Here is a 20701-nt window from a genome sequence, read left to right on the forward strand (position 1 = left end):
CAAAAAGAACAATATAGTGGACTCGTAAATAACGAACCCGGAGTAAATAATGATTTTATTAGCGGAAGTCGCGATCACGGTTAAACGTCCGATTAACACGTTCTTTGAGTACGTCACCAACATGGAAAATTACGGAGAATGGTTCCCAGGGGTAATCTCTATTGCCTCTCACAACGAACTTCCCCATGGCATGACCGGAAAAACATATCAAGAAGTGATCGTCATGCCTGAAGGAGAAGCAACCCTTGTTATAGAAGTTAAGAAAAGCCGATTGAATCAAGATTTCTACACTGAGGGTGATCTTCTCCCTCTATTACCCGCCATGCTAATGGAGTTTAATGCTGAAACACCGAAGTCAACCAGGTTCAACCTGAAGTACTTTTCTCGAAGTGACATTCTCGATTCTAACTCTGATGTAATAAAAGAGATGAAATTAAATTTGGGTGGGCGAATATCAATTGCAGTCGATAATTTACAGCGGCGCTTTAGTTAGTCTTACTTGATCCAATAATTGTTCCTTAACTAAGTGGCGCCGATGCGAAGTGATGAAATAAAGAAATCCTCTCTCTATGGCGGGAGCGCCTAACGGATATCAGCTGGTTTATGCGATATTTAAATGAATCTGTCGCTCGCCAAGCTAATGCTGAAGACACTTGTACAGGTTGATTTCGGGAAGGCCGTTTCAGTCCCAAGCCTTACTGGATGAAAGAGCCCAGGCTGCTTCTATGGCTTATGTAGACCTCCTCGATCCGTGCCAATATCGCCAAGACACCTGAGAATCTGATTACACTTCAATTCAACAGCGTATTCGTGCGGCAGCCTCAAATGAGCGGCCCCAAAATCTACTCCCGGTTGTCGGCACTGAACATTTGAATATGCCGAAAGGGCTACCTTTTCAGCTGGATCACTACTTGGAGCTAGTGGACTGGAGTAGCCGACATTTAGACATCGGAAAACGAGGTTATATTGCACAAAAACGCCCCCTGTCCTAGATCGGCTTGGCATTTCGCCCAGGCATTGACTCTATCTCAATCTGAACTTTGAAAGCCGCTTTTAAAGCCTGCTGTGATCAGAAGAGGCTGTACGGCAAGCCTGTATTCAGTTCAATATACGCTGGGTGCATGGCATAGGCGACTGCCAATGCTTCCTTTTGGTGACACGCCACTATTTCCTCCCGGCTTTTCGATGCTATTCCTTTAGGTTGGCTAATTCACGCAATTTTCCAACCTAAAGTATATTTTTTCAGCATTTCACTTCGTCCGAGCCAGACCAGGAGAAATGGCCGTTAACGTGGAAAGCCTGTATCATTTCCAGTGTCATCTTTCAATCTGTGGGTGTCCTAGTGTGCACCTTCAATCAGTAGCGGTTCTTCGTTTTTTTCAACCTTCTGATTGGTGTTTCGATGGTTACGGCGGACGTTAATCGGTATTCTCGGGTTTTAATTGGGCTATTTGTCTGCCTTGGGTTCGGTAGGGTAATCGCTTAGCCACAAGTTCTGGCTATAGTATCCAATTTGGGGGAGTACTAATCTTTTGTCCAGCCATCGACAATCATTAATAATCTCTCCAGTCTTGATTGATTTATAAAGAGCATGTTATGTCCAGAAAAATATTATCCTTAAAGGTAAAGAGAAATACGGAGCCTAAGAAGGCTGATAAGAAACAAGAGGATACTTCTGATCCAAAGAAACGGTTCTTAAATGGAGTAGCTATTAATCCATCTGAGCCTATTCGCCTTGAGACAGGTTCTCGGGAACTTACGGTAAGGGCGATGGATTTGATTACGCCAATTGGTAAGGGGCAGCGAGGCTTGATTGTGGCTCCACCGGGCTGTGGCAAAACCACTATCCTGAAACATATCTGCCAAGCAGTGGGGGAGGCTTACCCCGAAATAAAGCTGTACGCTTTGCTTATTGATGAAAGGCCAGAGGAGGTTACTGACTTTAAGCGAAGTGTACCGGCCGAAGTTTATGCGTCCTCTTCTGATCATAGCTATGAAGAGCATGTGAGAGTAGCTAATGAACTCCATGATAGGGCCTGTAAGGAAGCCGGTGAGGGCCAGGATGTGATGATCGTGGTTGACTCGTTGACAAGGCTTTCACGGGTACACAATGCACAGCGGAGTGGTAGGGGACGTACGATGTCTGGCGGGATCGATGCCCGGGCTATGGAGGTACCCAGAAAGCTGTTTGGCGCTGCTAGGAAGATTGAAGGTGGTAGCTCACTTACGATTCTGGCAACGATACTCGTGGATACCGGAAGCCGAATGGACCAGGTGATATTTGAGGAGTTTAAGGGAACGGGAAATATGGAGGTAGTATTGTCCAGGGAAGTTGCGAGACAGCGAATTTTCCCTGCCTTGGATATTGCTAAAAGCAGTACTCGTCGTGAAGAAATCCTGTTTAACTCGAAAGATATTGCAACGATAAGAGCTTTACGAAGAACGCTTGCCAGCCTAAAGCCTGTAGATGGCACTAAAAAACTTATTGAACTCCTTGAAAAGTACCCGACTAATGCGGAGTTACTTGACCATTAATTTTTAGTTAAGTTTAAGGGTAGTATTTAGCCGCTTAGCATTTTTGGAGTTAGTTATTTAGCGACCGAGTTCTTACTGGGACAGCCGTTATTTAGTCGAGGGCTTTACACTTCGATTCTCTGGTGTGTTTTACAAGATATTGCTCAATGAAGAGCTTAGTGGAAATGTGGCCTTAATATGCCGAAGGGTTGCCCTTTCAGCTGGACCACTATTTGGCGTTAGTGGACTGGAGTGGTCGGCATTTAGCACCCCAAAAGCGCGGAGCCATTTCTCTAAAGACGCCCCTTATCCTTGAGCGGCTGGGCATCTCAGCAAAACACTGGCTCTATCTCAATTGGAACTTTGAAAGCCGCTTTAAAGGTTTGGTAGGATCAATAGAGACGGTAAAGCAAGCTTGCATCCAGCTCGATAAACGCTGGATACACCGAATAGGCATTGCCGGCGTTTCCTCTCAGCCACACCCTGCTAATCTACTTCTACCCCAAATACTCTATAACACGATTACCACTCTTTTATCTAAAATAGCATTTCCAAAAATCTGCATATCAATTCCCAGAACTTAATCTCTCTTACCTATAAATCAAAGGGTAAGAGCCCCCAGAAAGAGAGCTTGTTCTGCAGTACACAGCATCCTCCAGCCTTTGGGTGTCCTAATGTGTGTGTGCACTAATTTGTGCAATAGGGTAATAAACAATACCCGCAGCAACCAATAAGGTTACTAAACCGGGTGCTTTCATCTAAATTTATGCATCTTCTGAAGATTCTCGTATGCGCACTTTTCGTTCCAGTTCCTCTTGCATCACCGCTTTGATTTCTTCTAGCACGGCATCGACATCGGCGCTGTCATCGTCATCATCAAACTTGCCGCTGAGCGTTGAGCTAGTCGTTAAGTTACCCTCTTCAAACAGTGCCCACATTTCCTTGGCGTATTGAGTCTGTAATAAAGAGGGGGCAAATCTGCCATAGTAACGACGCATATTGTCGACGTCGCGAGTGAACATTTCTTGTGCGCTGTTATTGGCAGCGGCATTAACAGCTTGGGGTAAATCGATAATCACAGGGCCGGAATCATCCACTAGGACGTTAAATTCGGACAAATCACCATGTACAATTCCCTCGTGAAGCATGAGCATGATGTAATGAATCATTAATGCATGATCTTGAATTGCTTGCTCTTCTGACATTGTCACATCGCCAAGCCGTGGTGCGACATTGCCTGCTTCGTCAGTGATTAACTCCATCAATAATACACCGTCAACACAACCAAAAGTCTTGGGAACTCGTACATGAGCGCGTGCTAAACGGGATAAAGCATCAACTTCGGCATTTTGCCAAATCTCTTCCTGCTGTTGGCGGCCATAATTTGACCGTTTTTGCATGGCACGTGCTTGACGACCACTGCGAACTTTACGCCCTTCTTGATACTGTGCGGCCTTTTTAAAACTACGCTTAGTTGCGTCTTTATAGACTTTGGCGCAACGAATTTCGTCACGACAACGGACAATAAATATATCGGCTTCTTTGCCGCTCATTAGGCGGCTGATAACTTCATCGATTAAGCCATCATCGATGAGAGGCTGTAGACGTTTGGGAGTTTTCACTAGATACCAGCTTCGAGTGTTCGGCAATTAATCATATATGCTATTGACATATTTCTATGTGTATTTGAGGCAAGAAATCTAATCCTGCTTATGGATAAAGAGCGATTATGGGGCCCTATAATGCCCGCGTAAAGGATGGGGGCAATAAGAATAGCACTTGACATGTGAAATCCCCCAGTAGGCAGACCACCGTTTAATGACCCCTAACTACCAGCAAATAGCAATACTATAAGGTTTTGTGGGGAGGAAGCCGCGAGCAAAACTATGAGTTGGCGAACAGAAACATCCTATGTGGCTTAGTCTGGAGGCCAAGGGTGCCGAAGCCACGTGATCTAATGGATAGGGTTAATGATGCAGATGATTTGTGAAATTTTATACTCTTATCTTGGGGAATCTGTGTAATTTGTTTCAGTGATTCTGCCAGCGTGGCTACTGGCTGGTAAGTAGGTCCAACTGGTTAGCATTCATGACCCGCATGATGGGTGGTGTGGGGGCCGGTAGCTAAAAACTACCGGCTACTCGATTTAGCTATTTGCTTCGTGTCCACCCTTTGTTTTTAAAGCACTCAGTCGACTCTTTTTCTAGTGCTTGATATTCACTCCAATACTCTGGCTCTGCTTGACTTCCGCTTCTTATTCGCGCTAATGAATCTTCTACCACCTTGGAAATAACTTTACTTTGATCAGTATATAAGGTCCCATCCATTGTAATTCCTTTACTATATGCCTTAACTCCACAGGAATCTCTATCCGACGAGACAATCGGACTGTTCCCATCAAGCTTTCCGTATTCAGGATGTTCCCAATATGTTTTTTGGGTCGCGCATGAGATTAAAGTTAAGCTAGATATTATTGCAAAGAAATATTTCATCTCGTTGATTTCTTGTCCTTGTTGATAACTAATGCAAAGCTTTACGGACGCCGAAGCAACCCGTAGGTTTTCCGTAAGAACTTTTTGTTATTATTCTACTTTGATTAATTAACATACTCCAACCATTCATTACAAAATATACTTTCAACGGCCATTTCTAACTGAAATATCTGAGGGTCAATCAGGTCGCCTCTAAATGTTGCACCTTTATCAATCCATGCTGAGTACTCAATATATGGATAGTGGCCTATACAGTACAAGGCGTACGACAACTCTTTGCTCAAACTGCTTGAACTTTTTAGGTTTTGAAATAGTGAATGCAAGTCAGACAGCAGTTGTTCTATATATTCCTTTCCTGGATCTTCACCCATTCTGGCCAATACCGGCAACCCTTTTTCACCTAATCCCGCGTTTATAATTCTTTCTTTAATCTCTTTCATATTTGGAAGTCATAACGCCCTAAGCACTGGCCGGAACGTAGTTGATTGATTTTGTGCGATTAAAGCACAAAATAAAGCAATGCACAGGAAGTCCAGTGCATTGCTTTGTCAGTTTTTTGAATCGCAAAATGATAGCTTGTCGCGTAAAACCAAATCAATAATCCCATTAGGATCTGAAGAAAGCTCGACGATTGATTGTTTGTTATCGCCGATTGGTATTCGATGGCATGGATTAGACTGGATTTGATTGTTTTTCTGATAAAGAAAATACAGTTGAACTGAACCCAATTCAACAGGTATCCATGAGTCATTAAATGTAAATCGATCCCCTATTTCAAAAGTACCCGTGATTGAATTCAATACCAAGAAAGTTGAGTCGATATCTCGATTTAGATCTTGTAATCTCTCCCACGCTGGAGAGTCACGCCACTCAATAGGCTTTGCGTTATATGAGCTAATTTCATGTGTCAAATCTGCGTACGCGATGCGGCCAGAGATTTTCTTGGCAATAACAATATCAGTGGCATTATTCAAATCAACGCTTAAATCCTTATGGTCATATTCAAACGAAATGGCTCGCTGAGAATAAAGGATGATTAATAAGGTTAGATATATAACTTTCATTGATCGAAGCCTGATGAAAACTAACTCTTTGCTCAGTCGCCGCCGGAACGGAGCCGCTTTGTGCTAGCGTAAGCGTACAGTACAAAGCGAGAGGAGTGTAGGCAGTCGGATGCAGAAATTTGGTACGCCCAGCATGGGCGTGAGCTAATGGGGTGAAAGTCCCCTGTAGGAAGATCACCGTTTAATGGATTTCATTAAATGCTAACTACTAGCGAATGGCAACTGCAACACCGTGAGGTCTTGTGGGGAGGAAGTCGCTAGCAAAGCTACGAGCGGACGGACAGAAACATCATATAAGGCTTAGCCTGGAGGCGAGATGGTCAAGGACACCGAAGCCATGTGATCTAACGGGTAGAGTCAATGATGCAGTTGTGTAGTGAAAGTTCACGTTCTTATCTGGGGAGACCTGTTTAGCTTGCTGCTATGAAGCTGTCAGCGTGGCCGCTGACTCATAAGTAGGTCGCCACCATCGTGGGGTAAACAAAAATGGTGGGACACAGCTGTGCCTCGGTCAGTAATGATCAAGGTAATTAAACAGAAGTCAGCCGACGGCATAGTAGCCAAATGCCAAGATTAATACCTTGGACAGGGTGTAGGCCTGAACCCAAAATCCACGAGTTAAAAGACAGGGCTAGCCTACCGATTTGTTTCTAGTCGGATAAGTTGAGTTAGCGCGCTGCCATGACACTTAACTCAAATGAAGAGCTGCTCGACGCCAAGGTTGGGTAGAGATTCATTACGGATAGGGAACCGTCCATTGCGGACCCGCACGATAGGTGGTGTGGGGGCCGGTAGTTAAAAGCTACCGACTACCCGATTTATGAGCCTCACTGCTCGTAGACCTGAATAGTAATCGCACGTCTGTCGCCACGTACTCTGAATATTGTCAAAAGACCATATTGTTTGAAGTACATGATTTTTTCCCATTCTGGAAAGTTACTACTGCCTGGAAGACTAGATTTAGGCTGAAGCTTCCAAGAGCCACCCTCCTCAACGATCTTCATGAATGAAGCATAATCATGCTCTGACATCTCTATATAGAAAATTTCGTTATAGTCACCGAAATACTTTGCAATGTCAGAAGCTTTCTCCCGCGCGACAACTACGAAATCCTCTTTAGGCTTGAAGCCGATAGCTTCATTGACTATTAGCGAAATATCATATCGCTTCGTACAGCTGACAACTAAAAATAGAAAAAAAACAAATGTGGCCCGAGTCTTCATAATTCATAACGCCCGCATTTACGGCTGGTTTGGAGCACAGCGGAAAACCAGTCCGACAACATGTGCTAGCTAGGCTTTGACAGCATGGTAAAAGACTTCCAGCCCCTCGGGATCATAAAACTCCCAGCTAGCATTTTCATACCTAACGAATACCTCATCGGCCTGTAGAGCACCCCACCAACTATTCAACGCTTCGAAAAAGATTGATGTAGTAAAATCACCGCAAAGATCGTTTGGGAAATACGATATTTCAACAGCTATTTTTTCACCTTCAGGCCAATCGAGAAACAGATGAACTTGGCTTACAAAGCTATCTCTAGATTTCAGCTGTCCATGAATACAACCTTCTTCACGTTGTGTGATGTAAGACACTACACTTTCCGAAGACATTTCAACTACTTCACCGTCTTGATCTAGAAGCTCGCCATCGCTGAATTCCTCGAGAAATAGCTTTATGAACTTTTCGACACAAGCCAAAGTGGCTGGAGTAAACGTAATATCCCTAGTGCTACCATCACTGTCGGTTAAATATTCAAGTACTTCAGCTTCGTTCATATGAGAGCCTAACGCCGGTAGCAAAGGCGAGAGTTAGCGAGTCCAGCCCGCGTCTTTAGTGGGCGAATTTGCCTACCTTTATTAAGCCCTACATACGATGAAAAACCGTTTTTCATCTACATTTTCCCCAAAGCCAATTACTGGATTATCCATTCTTACCCATGATGAATCATCGAATTCTTTCTCTATTACAGAGACAAGAGAAAACCTGGAATCAATAGTTTCTATTTCTGCATATGCCTCAGATATTTTTAAAGGCTTGCCGCAAGGAGCTATATGAAACAAGCACTCTTTACTATCGATGTCAACACCAATTTTACCGATTGGTTCTATAGATTCAGTTGATGTCACCTCTCCAGAATCATCAATTTTTAATAAAATCATAAACAAACTAAAATCATCATCAGCTATATCTGATTCTTCAAGTTCATTAATAATACAGCCAACGTGCTTGCTCAATGATTGATATTCCTTTGTAGGCTAAACGTCAAGCGAATGGGCCGGCGCTACGAAGCAGTGACAACCCAGTCTAGGTTCCCTTGGCCGAGGATTACGGGCCTGGTTATGTGTTGAGTTTAGCCAGTGCTGTTTGAAAAGCTTGAACACTAGCTGCACGTATTGTTTCATTTCTTTCTTCGGCTGATATCCAGCCGCCAACGTTATTGAGACAAAATTGATTGTCTGAATCTCGAGCCACTTCGCGAACTGCTTGAAAAACGCGGTGTTGAATTTCGTTGCAATCTCTCAGTAGTCTCGGATCGGTAACACCCGATCCTTGAAATTCATAGCCACCACGAGCATGAATTGTTAACTGATGGCCGTAATTACACAACAGCTGAATCTTCTTATCATCAGGAAGTTCGTCTATTACTTTTTGTATTTGGTGTTCTTTCATTTTTTACACATAACTGCCTTGCAGTAGAAGTCGGCACGTAGCGACGGTCCTGCTGGCTGCGATTGTTATGTTTCGTTTTTCTTGAGCTGGTTTTCAAGGCTCTTTAAATCACCCATCACCCATACATCAGAGATTCGATCACCTTCAAAGGTAAATAAGGCGCACCCATTCCAAGTTACGCGTTTATGTGATGGTAAAAAGCCCATAAACTCATCGCTATGAAATCCGGTAAAGGACATCTTCGCAAAAACCTTGTCTCCTTCTTCTACGAGATCTTCAATAATGCATTTGTAATCACCCAGTGTTTTGTGAACCATATCGACATATTCAGCGAAACCTTTGTGACCTCGCTTTTCCTGCCCCAATGATCCTCTGAAGGAGAAGCTCTCATGCAGGATCGATGGCATTGCTTTCTTATCGTGTGCATCCCAAAGAACCTCATAAAATCTTCGAACTTGATCTTTATGCACCAGTCATCCTCAGAAGCATAACGCCTCAATAACTCGTAGCTGAAACATAGCGAAGCGACGTGTAAGCTATCGGGCGTCAAAGACGTGTAGTTAATTGGCCTGGTACGCCCAGCATGGGTGTGAGCTAATGGGGTGAAAGTCCCCTGTAGGAGGATCACCATTTAATGGGTCCCATTAAATGCTAACTACTAACGAATGGCAACTGTAGCATCGCGAGGTCTTGCAGAGAGAAGCGGCAAGTAAAACTGCGAGCTGACGAACAGAAACATCTTATAAGGATCAGCCTGGAGGCGGAGTGGCCAAGGATACCGAAGCCATGTGATCTAACGGGTGGAGTAAATGATGCAGTTGTGTAGTGAAAGTTCACGTCCTTATCCTGGGGAGATCTGTTTAGCTTGCTGCTGTGAGGCTGTCAGCATGTCGCTGACTCATAAGTAGGCCTAACCCACTAGCCACCATCGAGGGGTAGACAAGAGTGGTGGGACACAGCAGCGCCTCGGTCAGCAATGAACAAGGTGATTACACAGAAGTCAGCCGACGGCATAGTAGCCAAATGCCAAGATTAATACCTTGGACAGGGTGAAGGCCTGAACCCAAAATCCACGAGTTAAAAGGCAGGGCTAGCCTACCGATATGTTTCCAGTCGGGTAAGTTGAGGTGGCGCACTGCCATGACACTCAACTCAAATGAAGAGCTGCTCGACGCTATCGTTGGGTAGAGATTCATTGCGGATAGGGAACCGCCCATAGCGGACCTGCATGATGGGTGGTGTGGGGGCCGGTAGCTAAAAACTACCGGCTACCCGATTTAGCACTGTTATTTGCACGGTATAGCAAAATCAACATGGTAGTGTTCATCATGCCTGACCCACGACCGTTTTTTGGAAAACTGGATATTTTCCTTCAAATACTGCGCATACTTTGTCTTATATAAATTTGGCTGTAATTTTGGGTCGAAAATCACTCGCCATAAATCATGCCCATGTTCCTTGGCTTGTTTGTGTAAAGCTACAACATGAGCTGCAATCGCTTCGTAATCAATGTACATGCCATCATAATGATCATTAGCATCAAACTCGATGTTGTAACCCAACTTATTTAATGAGTTTGTTGGCAAATGGACTGATTTTCCATTCTTATCCTTTACTGGAGTCATGAAATCAACTGAAAGTCCATTTCTGTGAGTTTTATGAGGCTTGAATTGACCACCATCCTTAAATCCTGTTTCTGCGTATTTGTAGACTTTTTTTGGCTGTTCAGTCTCTAAGTCTTTATATGCAGATACTATGATATCTCTTACTTCTGAATGAACGTAGGTACGACCAGCCAATCTCGCCATAGTGCTATAGCCTACGTAGTTTTCCCCTTCTGATGGCAGTTTCACCCCATTAGTAAGGCTGCCATTGGAAGTCGTCCCAAAGCATGTGCTGGTTTCAGCCAAAGCTATCAGCGGAAACAAAAATGTAATTAATAAAAGATACTTTATGTTCATGTGGTGCTATCGCCTTGCGGGGGGGCGAAGTGCGCAGCACTTTGTCCCGCTTGCGCAATTTGTTATGACTGGGAGCCAATTCATGGCACGAGCTCATAGTCATTGCCGAATTCTTTTGTTTTAAACAAGCGGAATTGCACATTAGTTAGATCGAGGTAAGGAAAGCGGCTGGCGTACTCTTTGACCTGATCATCGAATGCCTCCCTACCATCTGAGTGATACCGCCATAATGTTGGACCATAAGCGCAATCTAGGTAAAAGTTGCCAATAAAAACGGCCTCGCCCGGCTTAACTGTGAATGTACCACCAACGGGTTTGCCAGCAGAATACAGTTTATCTCGTTGCGCCGTAAGAAAACCTACATTGGATACAGACTTTGCTGCCTTGATGCTAAAGGCGCTGATCGCATATTCTCCGGGCTCTAGAGAGTAAGCATAATTTGTAAACACTGGATCAACAGCCAAGCGTGAAGGGCTATGCAGTACAAGCGCTGGCTCGGCTTCATTATTGATAGAGCTCATTGGTAGCTTATCGAATGCCATGCTAACGAGTTGCGCATTTTCATAGCCTCCACAGTCCCACCAACGCCCCCAGTTTACGTCTAGCAGGACAACACCATTTGTTACTTTGGTATCGTGATAATAGTCCTCTGTTAAGACACTAGAAGCTTTAAACTTTATCGGCTCAGTGACACCCGCGCACGCAGTCAGCACGACAGACATTGCAATTAGGGTATATTTCTTGGTGATCATTCCTCGATCCCTGTGGGGTCATAACGCCGCTAGTAAAGGCGCCGCGGATGCGGTGTCCAATAGAGCGTAGCGTAATGTTTTTGCCTAGCCTTGGTACGCTCAGCATGGGCGTGAACTAATGGGGTGAAAGTCCTCTGTAGGAAGATCAGCATTTAATGGGTTCCATTAAATGCTAACTACTAGTGAAAGGCAACTGCAACACCACGAGGTCTTGCGGAGAGAAGCCGCTAGAAAAACTGCAAGCTGATGAACAGGAATATCATAACGCTTAGGCTGGAGGCGAGGTGGCTAAGGGCACCGAAGCCATGGAAGCCTCCCCCCTTAAAGTAGACGCCACCTTATATTCATCTTATGCGGCCATTCTTTCATATTCATCTGGGCTTTTGAACCCAAGTGAACCATGTCTTCTTTTAAAGTTATAGTACCTATCAAGATACCAAGCTAAGTTAGCTCTTAGTTCCTCAACGGATTCAAAATTAAATCCTTTGAAACTCTCAGTTTTCAGTGTTTGAAAAAATGATTCTACATACACATTATCATTCATAAATCCTGGACGGTTCATGCTCGGCTCAATACCCAGTTCTTTGAGTCGACTTTGGTATGCATAAGCACCGTACTCAGAACCTCGGTCACTGTGAAATATTAGATCTGATTCTATATTTCTGCGACGAACAGCTTTATTTAGCGCTGACAGTGTTAGCTCAACAGTTCGAGTATCCGACAACTCCCAACCCAACACTTTCCGGGAGTAAAGATCAATAATCACAGCTAAATATTGCCATTGTCCATTGATCTTCAGATAGGTTACATCACCAGCCCATTGAGAGTCTGGTTTACTCGGCATACCATGCTCTCTTTGTAGGTTTTCAACCTTAATATAAGGATTTCCAGGCAAAGGGCGTCGACGATAGATCCTTCCAGCTTTCCCCACGATTCCAGCCTCTCTCATAAGGCGTTCAACGCGTTTGTGATTTATTCGTTCACCATTAGCTTTCAGCTCTGCGCTAATTCTTGGACTTCCATAATTACCATCATGCTGTGTATAGATAGCTTCGATACACCCTAGAATTCGCCTATTCTCTATGTCACGAGTGCTCTCATCTCGATTGAGCCACTTATAAAACCCTTGGGGTGAAACATTCAAGTATCTACATAAGTACCTGACACCAAAGTCTGATCGATTAAGAGCTATGAACGAGAATCTTTCAGCTTTGGATCTTTCAGGTACATTTCCCACTTTTTTAGGAAATCATTCTCCTTTTGCAATTTCTCGACCTGCTTTTTTAGACGTCTTATCTCTTTATCATCGGTTTGAGACCGATTTTTCGTTGTTTTTGTCATACTTATTCTACGACTGGGCTTCTCGACCAGCTTGCCTTCTCTACTTTCCTGTCGCCATCTATACACCATTACTGGATGCAAACCAATAATGTTGGCGATAGTAGTCGTATCTACTTTCAGTTGATTAGTGAGAGCTACCACTCTAACTTTGAATTCTGTTGAATATTCAACAACTCGCTCTTCACTCAGTATTTTCGGCATTTTTTCCTACCCTATTCAAAAGGTAGGCGTCTACTCAATGGGGGAAGGTTTCATGCGATCTAAAGGGTAAAGTAAATGATACAATTGTGTAGTGAACGTTCACGTCCTTATCTGGGGAGATCTGTTTAGCTTGCTGCTATGAAGCTTTCAGGTGGCCGCTGACTCACAAATAGGTCCAATCCGCTAGCCACTATCGTGGGTTAAAAAAAAGTGGTTGAACACAGTAGTGATGTTGAGTAGAAATTTATTACAGATAGGGAGCTGCCCATTGTGGACCTGCACGATAGGTGCTGTGGGGGCCGGTAGCTAGATATTACCGGCTACCCGATTCAGAGCCTTACTCTTGATCCCACTCTTCTTCATAGCCATTACTCACCAAGTAGCCATTCAGAGAGTGAAAAATATACTCCATCCACTGCTCGATCCCTTCTTTCTCCAGCAGAGGGAATCCAGAACCTTGATCATCAGCAGCAACGTCTATCATTCCCCAATAGAATTGAGAAAGAGCTAATGCCTGCTCTCGATTAGAAACTACGCCTTTTTTAAGAATATCTAGTGCAGTTTCATTCTCCATCTTTTCAGCGTAGTGAATAAGGATCTCGCGTTCTTCTGGGTATTTATATTCAATCATAGTGCGTCTTGAGCCTCTTTAATTACTGACATCCGATCAGCAACCCAAGTTAACTTACTTACCAAGTCTTCAACCCTCATTCTTTCAGTAACTACAAGCAGGTAGTGTTTCTTATCTTTGGGGTCAGGTGAAAATTCTAAACCATTCGGTATATCTGCTTTTTCAATTACCCAAAATACATTAATAGGAAGGCCTTTTGTCACCTTTTTCTTCATTCTATAGATGCGCTTTAAATGCTGCCAGTGCGCCGAGAATGAGAGCCCCATTTGTGGATGTGGTAAAACCCAGCGCTCATCTTGTGAGAAAAGATAATCACGTTTTCTAACGCCACTAATGATAGATGCATCATTGCTATTTCTATAGAGAGTTGGGTGTGCTCCAGCCTCTGTAGGACGTGCATAGAAAGGGCCAAGTTTACTTATATATTCCCTTAAATTCTCTATGGTTTTAAACTGTTCCATACATACATTCCATGTGAACTACTTAATCAACTCTAATGCTTGCCTCAACCGTGAAGCACATTGTACTGAGTCCGACAGCCAAAGGCTGCGTATTGCTGCTACCTGGTACGCCCAGCATGAGCGTGAACTATAGGGGTGAAAGTCCCCTGTAGGAGGATCACCATTTAATGAGTTCCATTAAATGCTAACTACTAGCGAATGGCAACTGCAACACTGTGAGGCCTTGTGGGGAGTAAGCCGCTAGCAAAACTACGAGCTGACGAACAGAAACATCATATAAGGCATAGCCTGAAGGCGAGGTGGCCAAGGATACCGGAGCTATGTGGCTAATGGGCCGAGCTAATGATGTAGTCGTGTATTGAAAGATCACGTTCTTATCTGGAGAGGTCTGCTTAGCTTGCTGCTGTCTGCGTGACCTTGAAATCATATAGGGCCCAACCCGCTAGCCCGATTCAGGAAGCCCACTTTATAGCCTATGTAGATCTCAAGACGATCGGTGCCATTTCTCAAAACGCGCCCCCTATCCTTGAGCGATTGGGAATCTCAGCAAAACACTGGCTCTATCTTAATCGGAACTTTGAAAGCCGCTTTAAGGGACTGGTGGGATCAGCAGATGTTGCACGGCAAGCCTGTATTCAGCTCAATAAATGCTGGGTACATGGCATAGGCGACTGCCAACGTTTCCTTTCTGCAATGACCCACTAATTCCCTCCCAACCTTTCGATACTATTCCTTCCGGCTTGGCCAAAAACACGCAATTTTCAAACCTAAAGCATAATTTTTCAGTATTTCACCTTCCCCTATACCTGATCAGGAGAAATGGCTGTCAAGGTGGAAGGCCTATACTATTTCCGATGTTATCTTTCAATCTATGGGTGTCCTATTGTCAATCTATGGGTGTCCTATTGTTGATCACTGCGCGTAACATGCGCGCGAAGTTCGTTAGTTTGTTAAACTTTACTTCCATTAATATATCGGATTAGCTCTTCACCAAGTTTTGTAAGCCTCATGTTAATAAAGTTTGGCCCACCAGAACTAGCGCTGGCGCCTTTTGGTAATGCTACTACTCTTTCGTTCATAAGATCATTCATGAGACGATAAACAAGCTCTCTTGATTTGAAGTCATGGTCATAGCCTGCCAAATTCTTAAAGAACTTTAACTGTCTTTCCTGCGTTAGTTGAGTACTTTTGTCTACCTCCGGCAGAGAGGCCAAGTATTCAAGAAGCTTTAGATGCAGCGAAGTCAACCTAGCAATTGAGTTGAGATAAATACAAACAATTGCCTCTTCAATGGTTTGATCTAATGCGACTGAAATAAGGCCATTGGATAAGGCGTTAATTACATCTTCACTTGAGGTTCTAACAGCAATATCGCTTGATCTTAGAATGGCAGATAAAAATGCTTTATTTTCTCTAAGTTCACTTTCAGTCTTTGAATGATTGTCAATCAGGTCATTGATCGAGTCACTTAGCTTGTGCAGCCAATTATTTGTTCTCGTTTGATAGGGAGGGGCAATAATTGCGCTCAATGATTCTGCAAGAGCGCCCCCCACAGTGGGTACAGCTGATAAAACGCTTCTTGTGATTCGATATGCTTTATCAGAAGTGGGCTCCACCACAGGATCAAACTCTTCTTTTTCAATTTTATTCACGGGCATCCTATGAATGGGGTTATTACCAAAATCTAATGCCGCCATAAAAGGCGAGCAACTTGTTGCGAGCCCAGTGTTGAAAAGGTGATTTTTGATGGCTTTGTTAAGGTCTTTGCGTAATTGAAAAAATAAGCCAAGACAGCCACCCAAAACTAACTACTCTGGATAATACTGAATGCCCTTTTCGAAGAGTAAACCATGCAAATATATATGGGATTAAAAATATACCCACGCCAAGCAAGAAGCTAACAGATCTCTTGCCCTTGACATTAATAGAGCTTGAATTTTGTAGCTCAGTAGGTTGAGGGTTTTGTGCATTACCTGATTTATAAATCATCTCAGAACGAGATAGGCCAGAGCCTGGAATACTGGCCGTTGCTCGAATACCTTTACCGCTAGCGTTGAGGGTTAAACCCTTCCCGCCTAAAGATACGCTTGAAACACCTTTTTTACCTATATTAACTCTTACACCTTTAGCAATTTTTATACTCTTCCGAAACCTCATCCTGGATTCTCCTCTGAGCTCTAATACCTTAAGACAGAGTGCAGCTTTTCTGCATCTCGCTTGCTTGATTTGTTAGGGCTTTTTCTGATGCAAGTTGTTCTTGTTTATATTTGTACTTTTTGATGATATCGTCAAACTCAAGTGAGTAATCATATGCAGATAGGGTACTGGCAATAACATCTTTGTCCTTTAGATCTTTAAAATACACAAAGCGATCACTCTCATGATGCAATCTGGAAGTAAGATAAATTAAGGTGGCAAGTGTATTAACTATTGATCTAGCAGTTAATTGGTCTAGGTTTTTGGCGTTCCCATCACTTGATTTGGCAAGAAGCTCAACCTTTTGATTTATAAAGTTAGCAATTTCAAAAATAGACTTTATGGCATTTCGCTGATCATATGTAAGCGAAGAATATACCTCTAAGAGTGTTTCATCGAGTGAGTAGAAGTTTATAGTTCTTGGTATTGAGTAGTTCTTAGTATATTCATTATCGAGGCCAAGATATTCCGCTAAATATGATTTTGAATACGTTTCATATGCTATTTCAAGCATATGCTCTGCATCTGTTTTTAAGTCTGAAATCTCAAGGTATAGTGTTTCAAGCTTGTGTTTAAGGTCATATGACCTTTTCCTTTGTTCTACCCAAGGTGCAATTAAAGCACCTAAAACCACCCCAATAAGCGGTGCGAGATACTTCATAAATTCCATTTCTTGCTCCAAACTTTTTATGTCCTAACCCCGGGTATACCGGCGAGCGCAGCGAGTCCGGTAGAGGCCGCAGGCCGGAACGAAATACAGCCGCTTGTTAGGTGGTAAAACTCAGCCAAGGTACACATTTAATTTATCATGATATTCATTTGCCTTATTTAAAATGCAAATAAACCGTTCAATACTTGTTTTTACTGGTTTAAACAAAGCGTCTTCATCCATTAAAACTTTTAGCTCAAGGATAAACCGTTTTATTCTTCGAGGATCTATACCTAGACATTGATCCTCTTCGATAAGAGCTATATCAACTAGGTGGCTATATTTAGCTTCATTCGAAACATACAAATTTATTAACTGTTCATGGAGCACATCATCAATATGAATAGCGGCCCCGCGTATGTCTGTGCCTTTAAGAGCTGAATCGTAGTAAATCTCAATCGCCATTCTTATCGCCTAACGTCGTGCACAGATTAAGGCGTCGGTCTGTCATGCCTTGTTATGGCACCACATTATTGACACCCAGTTCTTTGTCTAATGCTTTTTTTGCGTCAGCTAACCGTTTTTCTCTTACCTCTTTAGTATTTAAATATCGCTGATGCCAACGGGAAGCAACAACCTCAAGTTCAATATATATCTCGTCATCGTTCAGGCGAATTCGACTGAATTCAATGTAATTTCTAAATTTTTGAAAAATATTTGTTACCTTCGCGGAATGCACGCTATATGCATAAGAATCATCCAGTGCATTCGCATTAACTGCTGCACATAATTGTTCAAATTTATTCAAAAAAAATCTAATGCATGTCCATGTGTCAATATCACTATAAATTTCTTTAGATGCATTCTCCGTAATCGAACCATCCTCACTCTTTTCCAAATTATCGACAATTTTCCATACGGTCGCTTCATGATCTTGGTTAGGGAGGTTTGAAAGCAACGCATGCTGGCTGCTAGCCTTATTCCACTGGTGGGTTGATTTAATTTGATACCAAAGAAGTATAATTCCAACGACACCTGCGCTAGAGACCAAAAGTTGCAATATTGGAACTATATTTTTTGAGAATTCTTCAATGACCAATTTATTCTCCTTATATTATTGCCATAATGCCTCAATCAGCCGCGGCTTGCTTTGTGTGCTTTTTGCGCGAAAATGAGAGCGTAGCGACCGTGTAAGAAGTGCATAAAGTAAGGCGTCGGCTGTATTACTAAGTTATGCGCGATCATAGTATTTACGGCCGGCTACGACAGTAGGCTTATCAGGTTTCTCATATGGCAAGCTGATATTTCTAGTGGACAGCTTCCGCTCTGTTCTCCACACCATATATTCATCAAGAGTTTTATTTGTTTTTTCTCGGTTACAACTTAAACAAGAAAGGCTAATATTATGTGCATAATGGCTTCCCCCTCTTGATACAGGAGTAAGGTGCTCCACTTCCCCCGCACCATTTAGTTCAGCATTACAAAATCTGCACCGGTCTTCCAGCTGTATTCGTATACGAGCTAGATCTGCAGATGTATGCTCTCCAACTGCACTTTCAGATTGAATTTTTCGTCTATCGAGGCGCTTTCTTACTAGGTCAGGGTTCTCTGAGGAGTGTTTTGCAGTTCTTTTGGCCATGCATTTACGGCATGAATTTCGAAACCCAATCTTAACTCCATTACTCGTTTTATTCTTGAACTGGCCAAAGTAGTCACGCGATTCAGGATAAGTGTTTCCGCAATCTTTGCATTTTTTTGATTGTGTCATTTTCTAGCCTGCATCCAGCTGAATTCCAGTGTTTGGCTTTGCAACATTTATATAGTAATCAGTCTGACCACTATTATCATGATTGTTCTCTTAGAATCAATTTCTACGCTACAGCAAAAAAATTTTATTTTAAAGCAGGTGCTTAATGCAATCTTATACATTTGTGCAAACTATAAAAATTATCACTTTGACTACTACTCTGGCTTTAAGGTTGGTTTGTAACCTATTGATTTAATACAAGTTTTTATGCATATATTCTTGCTCCATAATATAAAAGGCAAGATGATCATAAACTCCTAAGCTATCACTTACTAACTTTGTAGGTTGGTGATAGTTTGGGGAAAGGTATCGAGGTAGATTGGGGCACACGGAACCCCTGTAAGAGTTACTTTTCTTTACTCGATAAACGCTCAAAGCCACTACGGCAAAACCAAAACTAAGCGGATGTTTAATAAAGAGTATTTTGATTTTAGGTATCATCCAAAACCAACAGAAAACTATCTTCACTTACCCTTTATATATAGGATGCGATTCCCTTCGTTAAGGGCTCTCTTCAGCTTCTTAGTAGTGTATCTCAAAGCTGCTGCACTATATTGCCGGTCAATATATCTCGGTAGGAAAAAAATATAGGCACAAAAATAATCTTATTAGATTTTATTAGGATTGTTTTAGTGTCAAAGCCACGTAAAATCGATAGATATTTATTGGTAGTTTAGCCGCGATTAAGAATCCACCTGAAGCCAATAACCAAAGCAGCTCGATTTAAGAGAGCCAAGAGAATCAAGAACCCAAGAATTCTCTAAAAACCATCCTTAAAAGGAGAACGGAAGCGTGAAGTAAGAATAAGTAAAAGGCGCTGACCCAAGGTGCTGGAACACCTGGGGCCAGCTAACCAAATTGATAAATCACCTATCAAGATGGCTATATGCATAGTACGCTAGAAACCCGCTCGTCTTCAATAAAGTGGAGCACAATCAGCGGCTTGGAGAGATTCCCCAGGCCCTGGGGGCGTTGCGTCTGCCTTTTCTTTTTCTATGCCTACCGTTCTCGCGCACCTCCTCGCAGTTACTCAAAACATTTTTATCCAAACTTCCCTTTGTGGAAGGTCTACCTATGGTTTGAGTATCAGTAGGGAAAAATATGTTGATCTTAAAGCGCCGTACAGGCGAAAACTTATGGATTGGAGCGAATGTCTCAATCACCGTATTGGAAGTTAAGGGCAATCAGGTAAAGGTAGGAATAATTGCTCCCAAATCCCTGCCCGTACACCGCGAGGAGATTTATAGGCGGATCAAAAGGGAAGGAAATCTGGTCAGTGGGAATCGTTGAGAAGTTGATGGAGATCGTGGCGGGGTGGTGTTGCTATGAAAGCGCTAACTACTGTTAGTTAGCGCTTTCAGTTGAGCCTTTCGCTGCGGATAGAGACAGGTTAAGCTCGGAAGTGATCTGTATTAGTGATGTTTATGCTTAAATCCAGCTTCAAACTTTTCTGCTAATTTAAAGTAGTGATTCAGATCCTTGCGGGTTTTTTCTGGGCGGTTGTTTTCGGAGTTAATGTGGATATTCTCTACAACAACGGCGATGTCTTTTGCAAGCTTCTGTCTTTCACCTTTCAGGTTTTCAGCGAAATACTCAACACTTTTTTCGAGGGTGTAGGTGATGACATGAATCTGGTGAAGTTCAGCAGGATTCAGCTTTTGCTTGCTTTTAATTTCTGCTGTTTTCTCAATGAAAATCTTCTTGGCATCCTTCATAGAAGTAACGTCCGCTACTTTGAGATGCTGGATGGGCTTTTCGTCTGATGCGGGGCTAGCTTGAGCAGTGGTAGCAAAAGTAACAGCAAAAAGTAACGCAATTAAAGTTCTCATTTTTCCTCTCTAACGCCCAAACGCTAAGGGTTGATAAGGCATTGATCGGGCGAGGTGAATGCCTAACATTTATCAGTGATCATTTTGACCACTTTGATCGCTATCGTAAATGAGGATAACTATCATTAAC

25 protein-coding genes are annotated in these 20701 nt (G+C 42.8%); 3 read left to right on the plus strand and 22 right to left on the minus strand.

Going from position 1 to position 20701, the window contains the following annotated elements:
- The first annotated feature begins 49 nt into the window (after positions 1 to 49).
- Together ACG1BZ_RS05620 and rho are read left to right on the plus strand one after the other, a co-directional pair.
- Positions 50 to 493: an SRPBCC family protein gene (locus ACG1BZ_RS05620; protein ID WP_413664754.1), complete on the plus strand. Its 444-nt coding sequence runs from the start codon at positions 50 to 52 to the stop codon at positions 491 to 493.
- A gap of 1103 nt (positions 494 to 1596) precedes the next feature.
- Positions 1597 to 2535, plus strand: coding sequence for a transcription termination factor Rho (rho, locus tag ACG1BZ_RS05625; RefSeq protein ID WP_413664755.1), 939 nt, complete (start codon positions 1597 to 1599; stop codon positions 2533 to 2535).
- 743 nt (positions 2536 to 3278) lie between these two features.
- Here rho and ACG1BZ_RS05630 read toward each other — a convergent pair.
- The 21 genes from ACG1BZ_RS05630 to ACG1BZ_RS05730 all read right to left on the minus strand — a co-directional run bounded on the left by ACG1BZ_RS05630 (position 3279) and on the right by ACG1BZ_RS05730 (position 18703).
- The gene (locus ACG1BZ_RS05630) at positions 3279 to 4136 is read right to left on the minus strand and encodes a PA4780 family RIO1-like protein kinase (protein WP_413664756.1); all 858 of its coding nucleotides are present in this window, start codon (positions 4134 to 4136) and stop codon (positions 3279 to 3281) included.
- Positions 4137 to 4664: 528 nt separating this feature from the next.
- Entirely contained in the window at positions 4665 to 5006 is a 342-nt protein-coding gene (locus ACG1BZ_RS05635; RefSeq protein WP_413664757.1) for a hypothetical protein, read from the minus strand.
- A 104-nt stretch (positions 5007 to 5110) separates the two neighbouring features.
- The gene (locus ACG1BZ_RS05640) at positions 5111 to 5446 is read right to left on the minus strand and encodes a hypothetical protein (RefSeq protein ID WP_413664758.1); all 336 of its coding nucleotides are present in this window, start codon (positions 5444 to 5446) and stop codon (positions 5111 to 5113) included.
- 108 nt (positions 5447 to 5554) lie between these two features.
- A complete protein-coding gene (locus tag ACG1BZ_RS05645; RefSeq protein ID WP_413664759.1) occupies positions 5555 to 6070 on the minus strand; it encodes a hypothetical protein in 516 nt (171 codons plus the stop codon).
- A gap of 827 nt (positions 6071 to 6897) precedes the next feature.
- Positions 6898 to 7293 (minus strand): hypothetical protein, encoded by a 396-nt coding sequence (locus ACG1BZ_RS05650; RefSeq protein ID WP_413664760.1) that lies wholly within the window; start codon positions 7291 to 7293, stop codon positions 6898 to 6900.
- 69 nt (positions 7294 to 7362) lie between these two features.
- The gene (locus ACG1BZ_RS05655) at positions 7363 to 7848 is read right to left on the minus strand and encodes a hypothetical protein (RefSeq protein ID WP_413664761.1); all 486 of its coding nucleotides are present in this window, start codon (positions 7846 to 7848) and stop codon (positions 7363 to 7365) included.
- 81 nt (positions 7849 to 7929) lie between these two features.
- Positions 7930 to 8307, minus strand: coding sequence for a hypothetical protein (locus tag ACG1BZ_RS05660; protein ID WP_413664762.1), 378 nt, complete (start codon positions 8305 to 8307; stop codon positions 7930 to 7932).
- 103 nt (positions 8308 to 8410) lie between these two features.
- A complete protein-coding gene (locus ACG1BZ_RS05665; protein ID WP_413664763.1) occupies positions 8411 to 8743 on the minus strand; it encodes a hypothetical protein in 333 nt (110 codons plus the stop codon).
- A 65-nt stretch (positions 8744 to 8808) separates the two neighbouring features.
- Positions 8809 to 9213 carry an ester cyclase gene (locus ACG1BZ_RS05670; protein ID WP_413664764.1) on the minus strand — a complete coding sequence of 135 codons (405 nt, stop codon included), beginning with the start codon at positions 9211 to 9213 and terminating at the stop codon, positions 8809 to 8811.
- Between the two features lie 816 nt (positions 9214 to 10029).
- Positions 10030 to 10704 carry a penicillin-insensitive murein endopeptidase gene (locus ACG1BZ_RS05675; protein WP_413664765.1) on the minus strand — a complete coding sequence of 225 codons (675 nt, stop codon included), beginning with the start codon at positions 10702 to 10704 and terminating at the stop codon, positions 10030 to 10032.
- A gap of 80 nt (positions 10705 to 10784) precedes the next feature.
- Entirely contained in the window at positions 10785 to 11456 is a 672-nt protein-coding gene (locus tag ACG1BZ_RS05680) for a hypothetical protein (RefSeq protein ID WP_413664766.1), read from the minus strand.
- Between the two features lie 349 nt (positions 11457 to 11805).
- The gene (locus tag ACG1BZ_RS05685) at positions 11806 to 12693 is read right to left on the minus strand and encodes an IS3 family transposase (protein ID WP_413662311.1); all 888 of its coding nucleotides are present in this window, start codon (positions 12691 to 12693) and stop codon (positions 11806 to 11808) included.
- Positions 12645 to 12998 carry a transposase gene (locus tag ACG1BZ_RS05690; RefSeq protein ID WP_413662312.1) on the minus strand — a complete coding sequence of 118 codons (354 nt, stop codon included), beginning with the start codon at positions 12996 to 12998 and terminating at the stop codon, positions 12645 to 12647. The genes ACG1BZ_RS05685 and ACG1BZ_RS05690 overlap by 49 nt, the downstream gene beginning before the upstream one ends.
- Before the next feature lie 337 nt (positions 12999 to 13335).
- Entirely contained in the window at positions 13336 to 13629 is a 294-nt protein-coding gene (locus ACG1BZ_RS05695; RefSeq protein ID WP_413664767.1) for a hypothetical protein, read from the minus strand.
- Positions 13626 to 14090 (minus strand): hypothetical protein, encoded by a 465-nt coding sequence (locus ACG1BZ_RS05700; RefSeq protein ID WP_413664768.1) that lies wholly within the window; start codon positions 14088 to 14090, stop codon positions 13626 to 13628. Before ACG1BZ_RS05700 ends, ACG1BZ_RS05695 begins: the two co-directional genes overlap by 4 nt.
- A 950-nt stretch (positions 14091 to 15040) precedes the next feature.
- Complete coding sequence (locus tag ACG1BZ_RS05705) at positions 15041 to 15742, minus strand: hypothetical protein (protein ID WP_413664769.1); 702 nt, start codon at positions 15740 to 15742, stop codon at positions 15041 to 15043.
- A 103-nt stretch (positions 15743 to 15845) separates the two neighbouring features.
- A complete protein-coding gene (locus ACG1BZ_RS05710) occupies positions 15846 to 16247 on the minus strand; it encodes a DUF4236 domain-containing protein (protein ID WP_413664770.1) in 402 nt (133 codons plus the stop codon).
- Positions 16248 to 16275: 28 nt separating this feature from the next.
- Positions 16276 to 16956 carry a hypothetical protein gene (locus ACG1BZ_RS05715; RefSeq protein WP_413664771.1) on the minus strand — a complete coding sequence of 227 codons (681 nt, stop codon included), beginning with the start codon at positions 16954 to 16956 and terminating at the stop codon, positions 16276 to 16278.
- A gap of 111 nt (positions 16957 to 17067) precedes the next feature.
- Positions 17068 to 17400: a hypothetical protein gene (locus ACG1BZ_RS05720; RefSeq protein WP_413664772.1), complete on the minus strand. Its 333-nt coding sequence runs from the start codon at positions 17398 to 17400 to the stop codon at positions 17068 to 17070.
- A 52-nt stretch (positions 17401 to 17452) separates the two neighbouring features.
- Complete coding sequence (locus tag ACG1BZ_RS05725; protein ID WP_413664773.1) at positions 17453 to 18034, minus strand: DUF4760 domain-containing protein; 582 nt, start codon at positions 18032 to 18034, stop codon at positions 17453 to 17455.
- Positions 18035 to 18166: 132 nt separating this feature from the next.
- On the minus strand, positions 18167 to 18703 hold the full coding sequence (locus ACG1BZ_RS05730; protein ID WP_413664774.1) for an HNH endonuclease: 537 nt from the start codon (positions 18701 to 18703) through the stop codon (positions 18167 to 18169).
- 1140 nt (positions 18704 to 19843) lie between these two features.
- Between ACG1BZ_RS05730 and csrA the strand changes: the two genes are divergently transcribed.
- Positions 19844 to 20032 carry a carbon storage regulator CsrA gene (gene csrA, locus ACG1BZ_RS05735; RefSeq protein WP_413664775.1) on the plus strand — a complete coding sequence of 63 codons (189 nt, stop codon included), beginning with the start codon at positions 19844 to 19846 and terminating at the stop codon, positions 20030 to 20032.
- A gap of 122 nt (positions 20033 to 20154) precedes the next feature.
- On the opposite strand, the gene ACG1BZ_RS05740 is transcribed toward csrA, so the two are convergent.
- Positions 20155 to 20571, minus strand: coding sequence for a DUF6746 family protein (locus tag ACG1BZ_RS05740; protein WP_413664776.1), 417 nt, complete (start codon positions 20569 to 20571; stop codon positions 20155 to 20157).
- Positions 20572 to 20701 lie beyond the last annotated feature (130 nt).

It is taken from the genome of Microbulbifer sp. CNSA002 (assembly GCF_047324085.1).
In the GTDB taxonomy this organism is placed as follows: domain Bacteria; phylum Pseudomonadota; class Gammaproteobacteria; order Pseudomonadales; family Cellvibrionaceae; genus Microbulbifer.

Coding starts and splice junctions, on each gene's coding strand:
- ACG1BZ_RS05650 (WP_413664760.1), bottom strand. CDS start 7,293: ATGAAGACTCGGGCCACATTTGTTTTTTTTCTATTTTTAGTTGTCAGC.
- ACG1BZ_RS05620 (WP_413664754.1), top strand. CDS start 50: ATGATTTTATTAGCGGAAGTCGCGATCACGGTTAAACGTCCGATTAAC.
- ACG1BZ_RS05720 (WP_413664772.1), bottom strand. CDS start 17,400: ATGGCGATTGAGATTTACTACGATTCAGCTCTTAAAGGCACAGACATA.
- rho (WP_413664755.1), top strand. CDS start 1,597: ATGTCCAGAAAAATATTATCCTTAAAGGTAAAGAGAAATACGGAGCCT.
- ACG1BZ_RS05690 (WP_413662312.1), bottom strand. CDS start 12,998: ATGCCGAAAATACTGAGTGAAGAGCGAGTTGTTGAATATTCAACAGAA.
- ACG1BZ_RS05680 (WP_413664766.1), bottom strand. CDS start 11,456: ATGATCACCAAGAAATATACCCTAATTGCAATGTCTGTCGTGCTGACT.
- ACG1BZ_RS05675 (WP_413664765.1), bottom strand. CDS start 10,704: ATGAACATAAAGTATCTTTTATTAATTACATTTTTGTTTCCGCTGATA.
- ACG1BZ_RS05665 (WP_413664763.1), bottom strand. CDS start 8,743: ATGAAAGAACACCAAATACAAAAAGTAATAGACGAACTTCCTGATGAT.
- ACG1BZ_RS05695 (WP_413664767.1), bottom strand. CDS start 13,629: ATGATTGAATATAAATACCCAGAAGAACGCGAGATCCTTATTCACTAC.
- csrA (WP_413664775.1), top strand. CDS start 19,844: ATGTTGATCTTAAAGCGCCGTACAGGCGAAAACTTATGGATTGGAGCG.
- ACG1BZ_RS05655 (WP_413664761.1), bottom strand. CDS start 7,848: ATGAACGAAGCTGAAGTACTTGAATATTTAACCGACAGTGATGGTAGC.
- ACG1BZ_RS05700 (WP_413664768.1), bottom strand. CDS start 14,090: ATGGAACAGTTTAAAACCATAGAGAATTTAAGGGAATATATAAGTAAA.
- ACG1BZ_RS05730 (WP_413664774.1), bottom strand. CDS start 18,703: ATGACACAATCAAAAAAATGCAAAGATTGCGGAAACACTTATCCTGAA.
- ACG1BZ_RS05740 (WP_413664776.1), bottom strand. CDS start 20,571: ATGAGAACTTTAATTGCGTTACTTTTTGCTGTTACTTTTGCTACCACT.
- ACG1BZ_RS05715 (WP_413664771.1), bottom strand. CDS start 16,956: ATGGAATTTATGAAGTATCTCGCACCGCTTATTGGGGTGGTTTTAGGT.
- ACG1BZ_RS05710 (WP_413664770.1), bottom strand. CDS start 16,247: ATGAGGTTTCGGAAGAGTATAAAAATTGCTAAAGGTGTAAGAGTTAAT.
- ACG1BZ_RS05635 (WP_413664757.1), bottom strand. CDS start 5,006: ATGAAATATTTCTTTGCAATAATATCTAGCTTAACTTTAATCTCATGC.
- ACG1BZ_RS05640 (WP_413664758.1), bottom strand. CDS start 5,446: ATGAAAGAGATTAAAGAAAGAATTATAAACGCGGGATTAGGTGAAAAA.
- ACG1BZ_RS05645 (WP_413664759.1), bottom strand. CDS start 6,070: ATGAAAGTTATATATCTAACCTTATTAATCATCCTTTATTCTCAGCGA.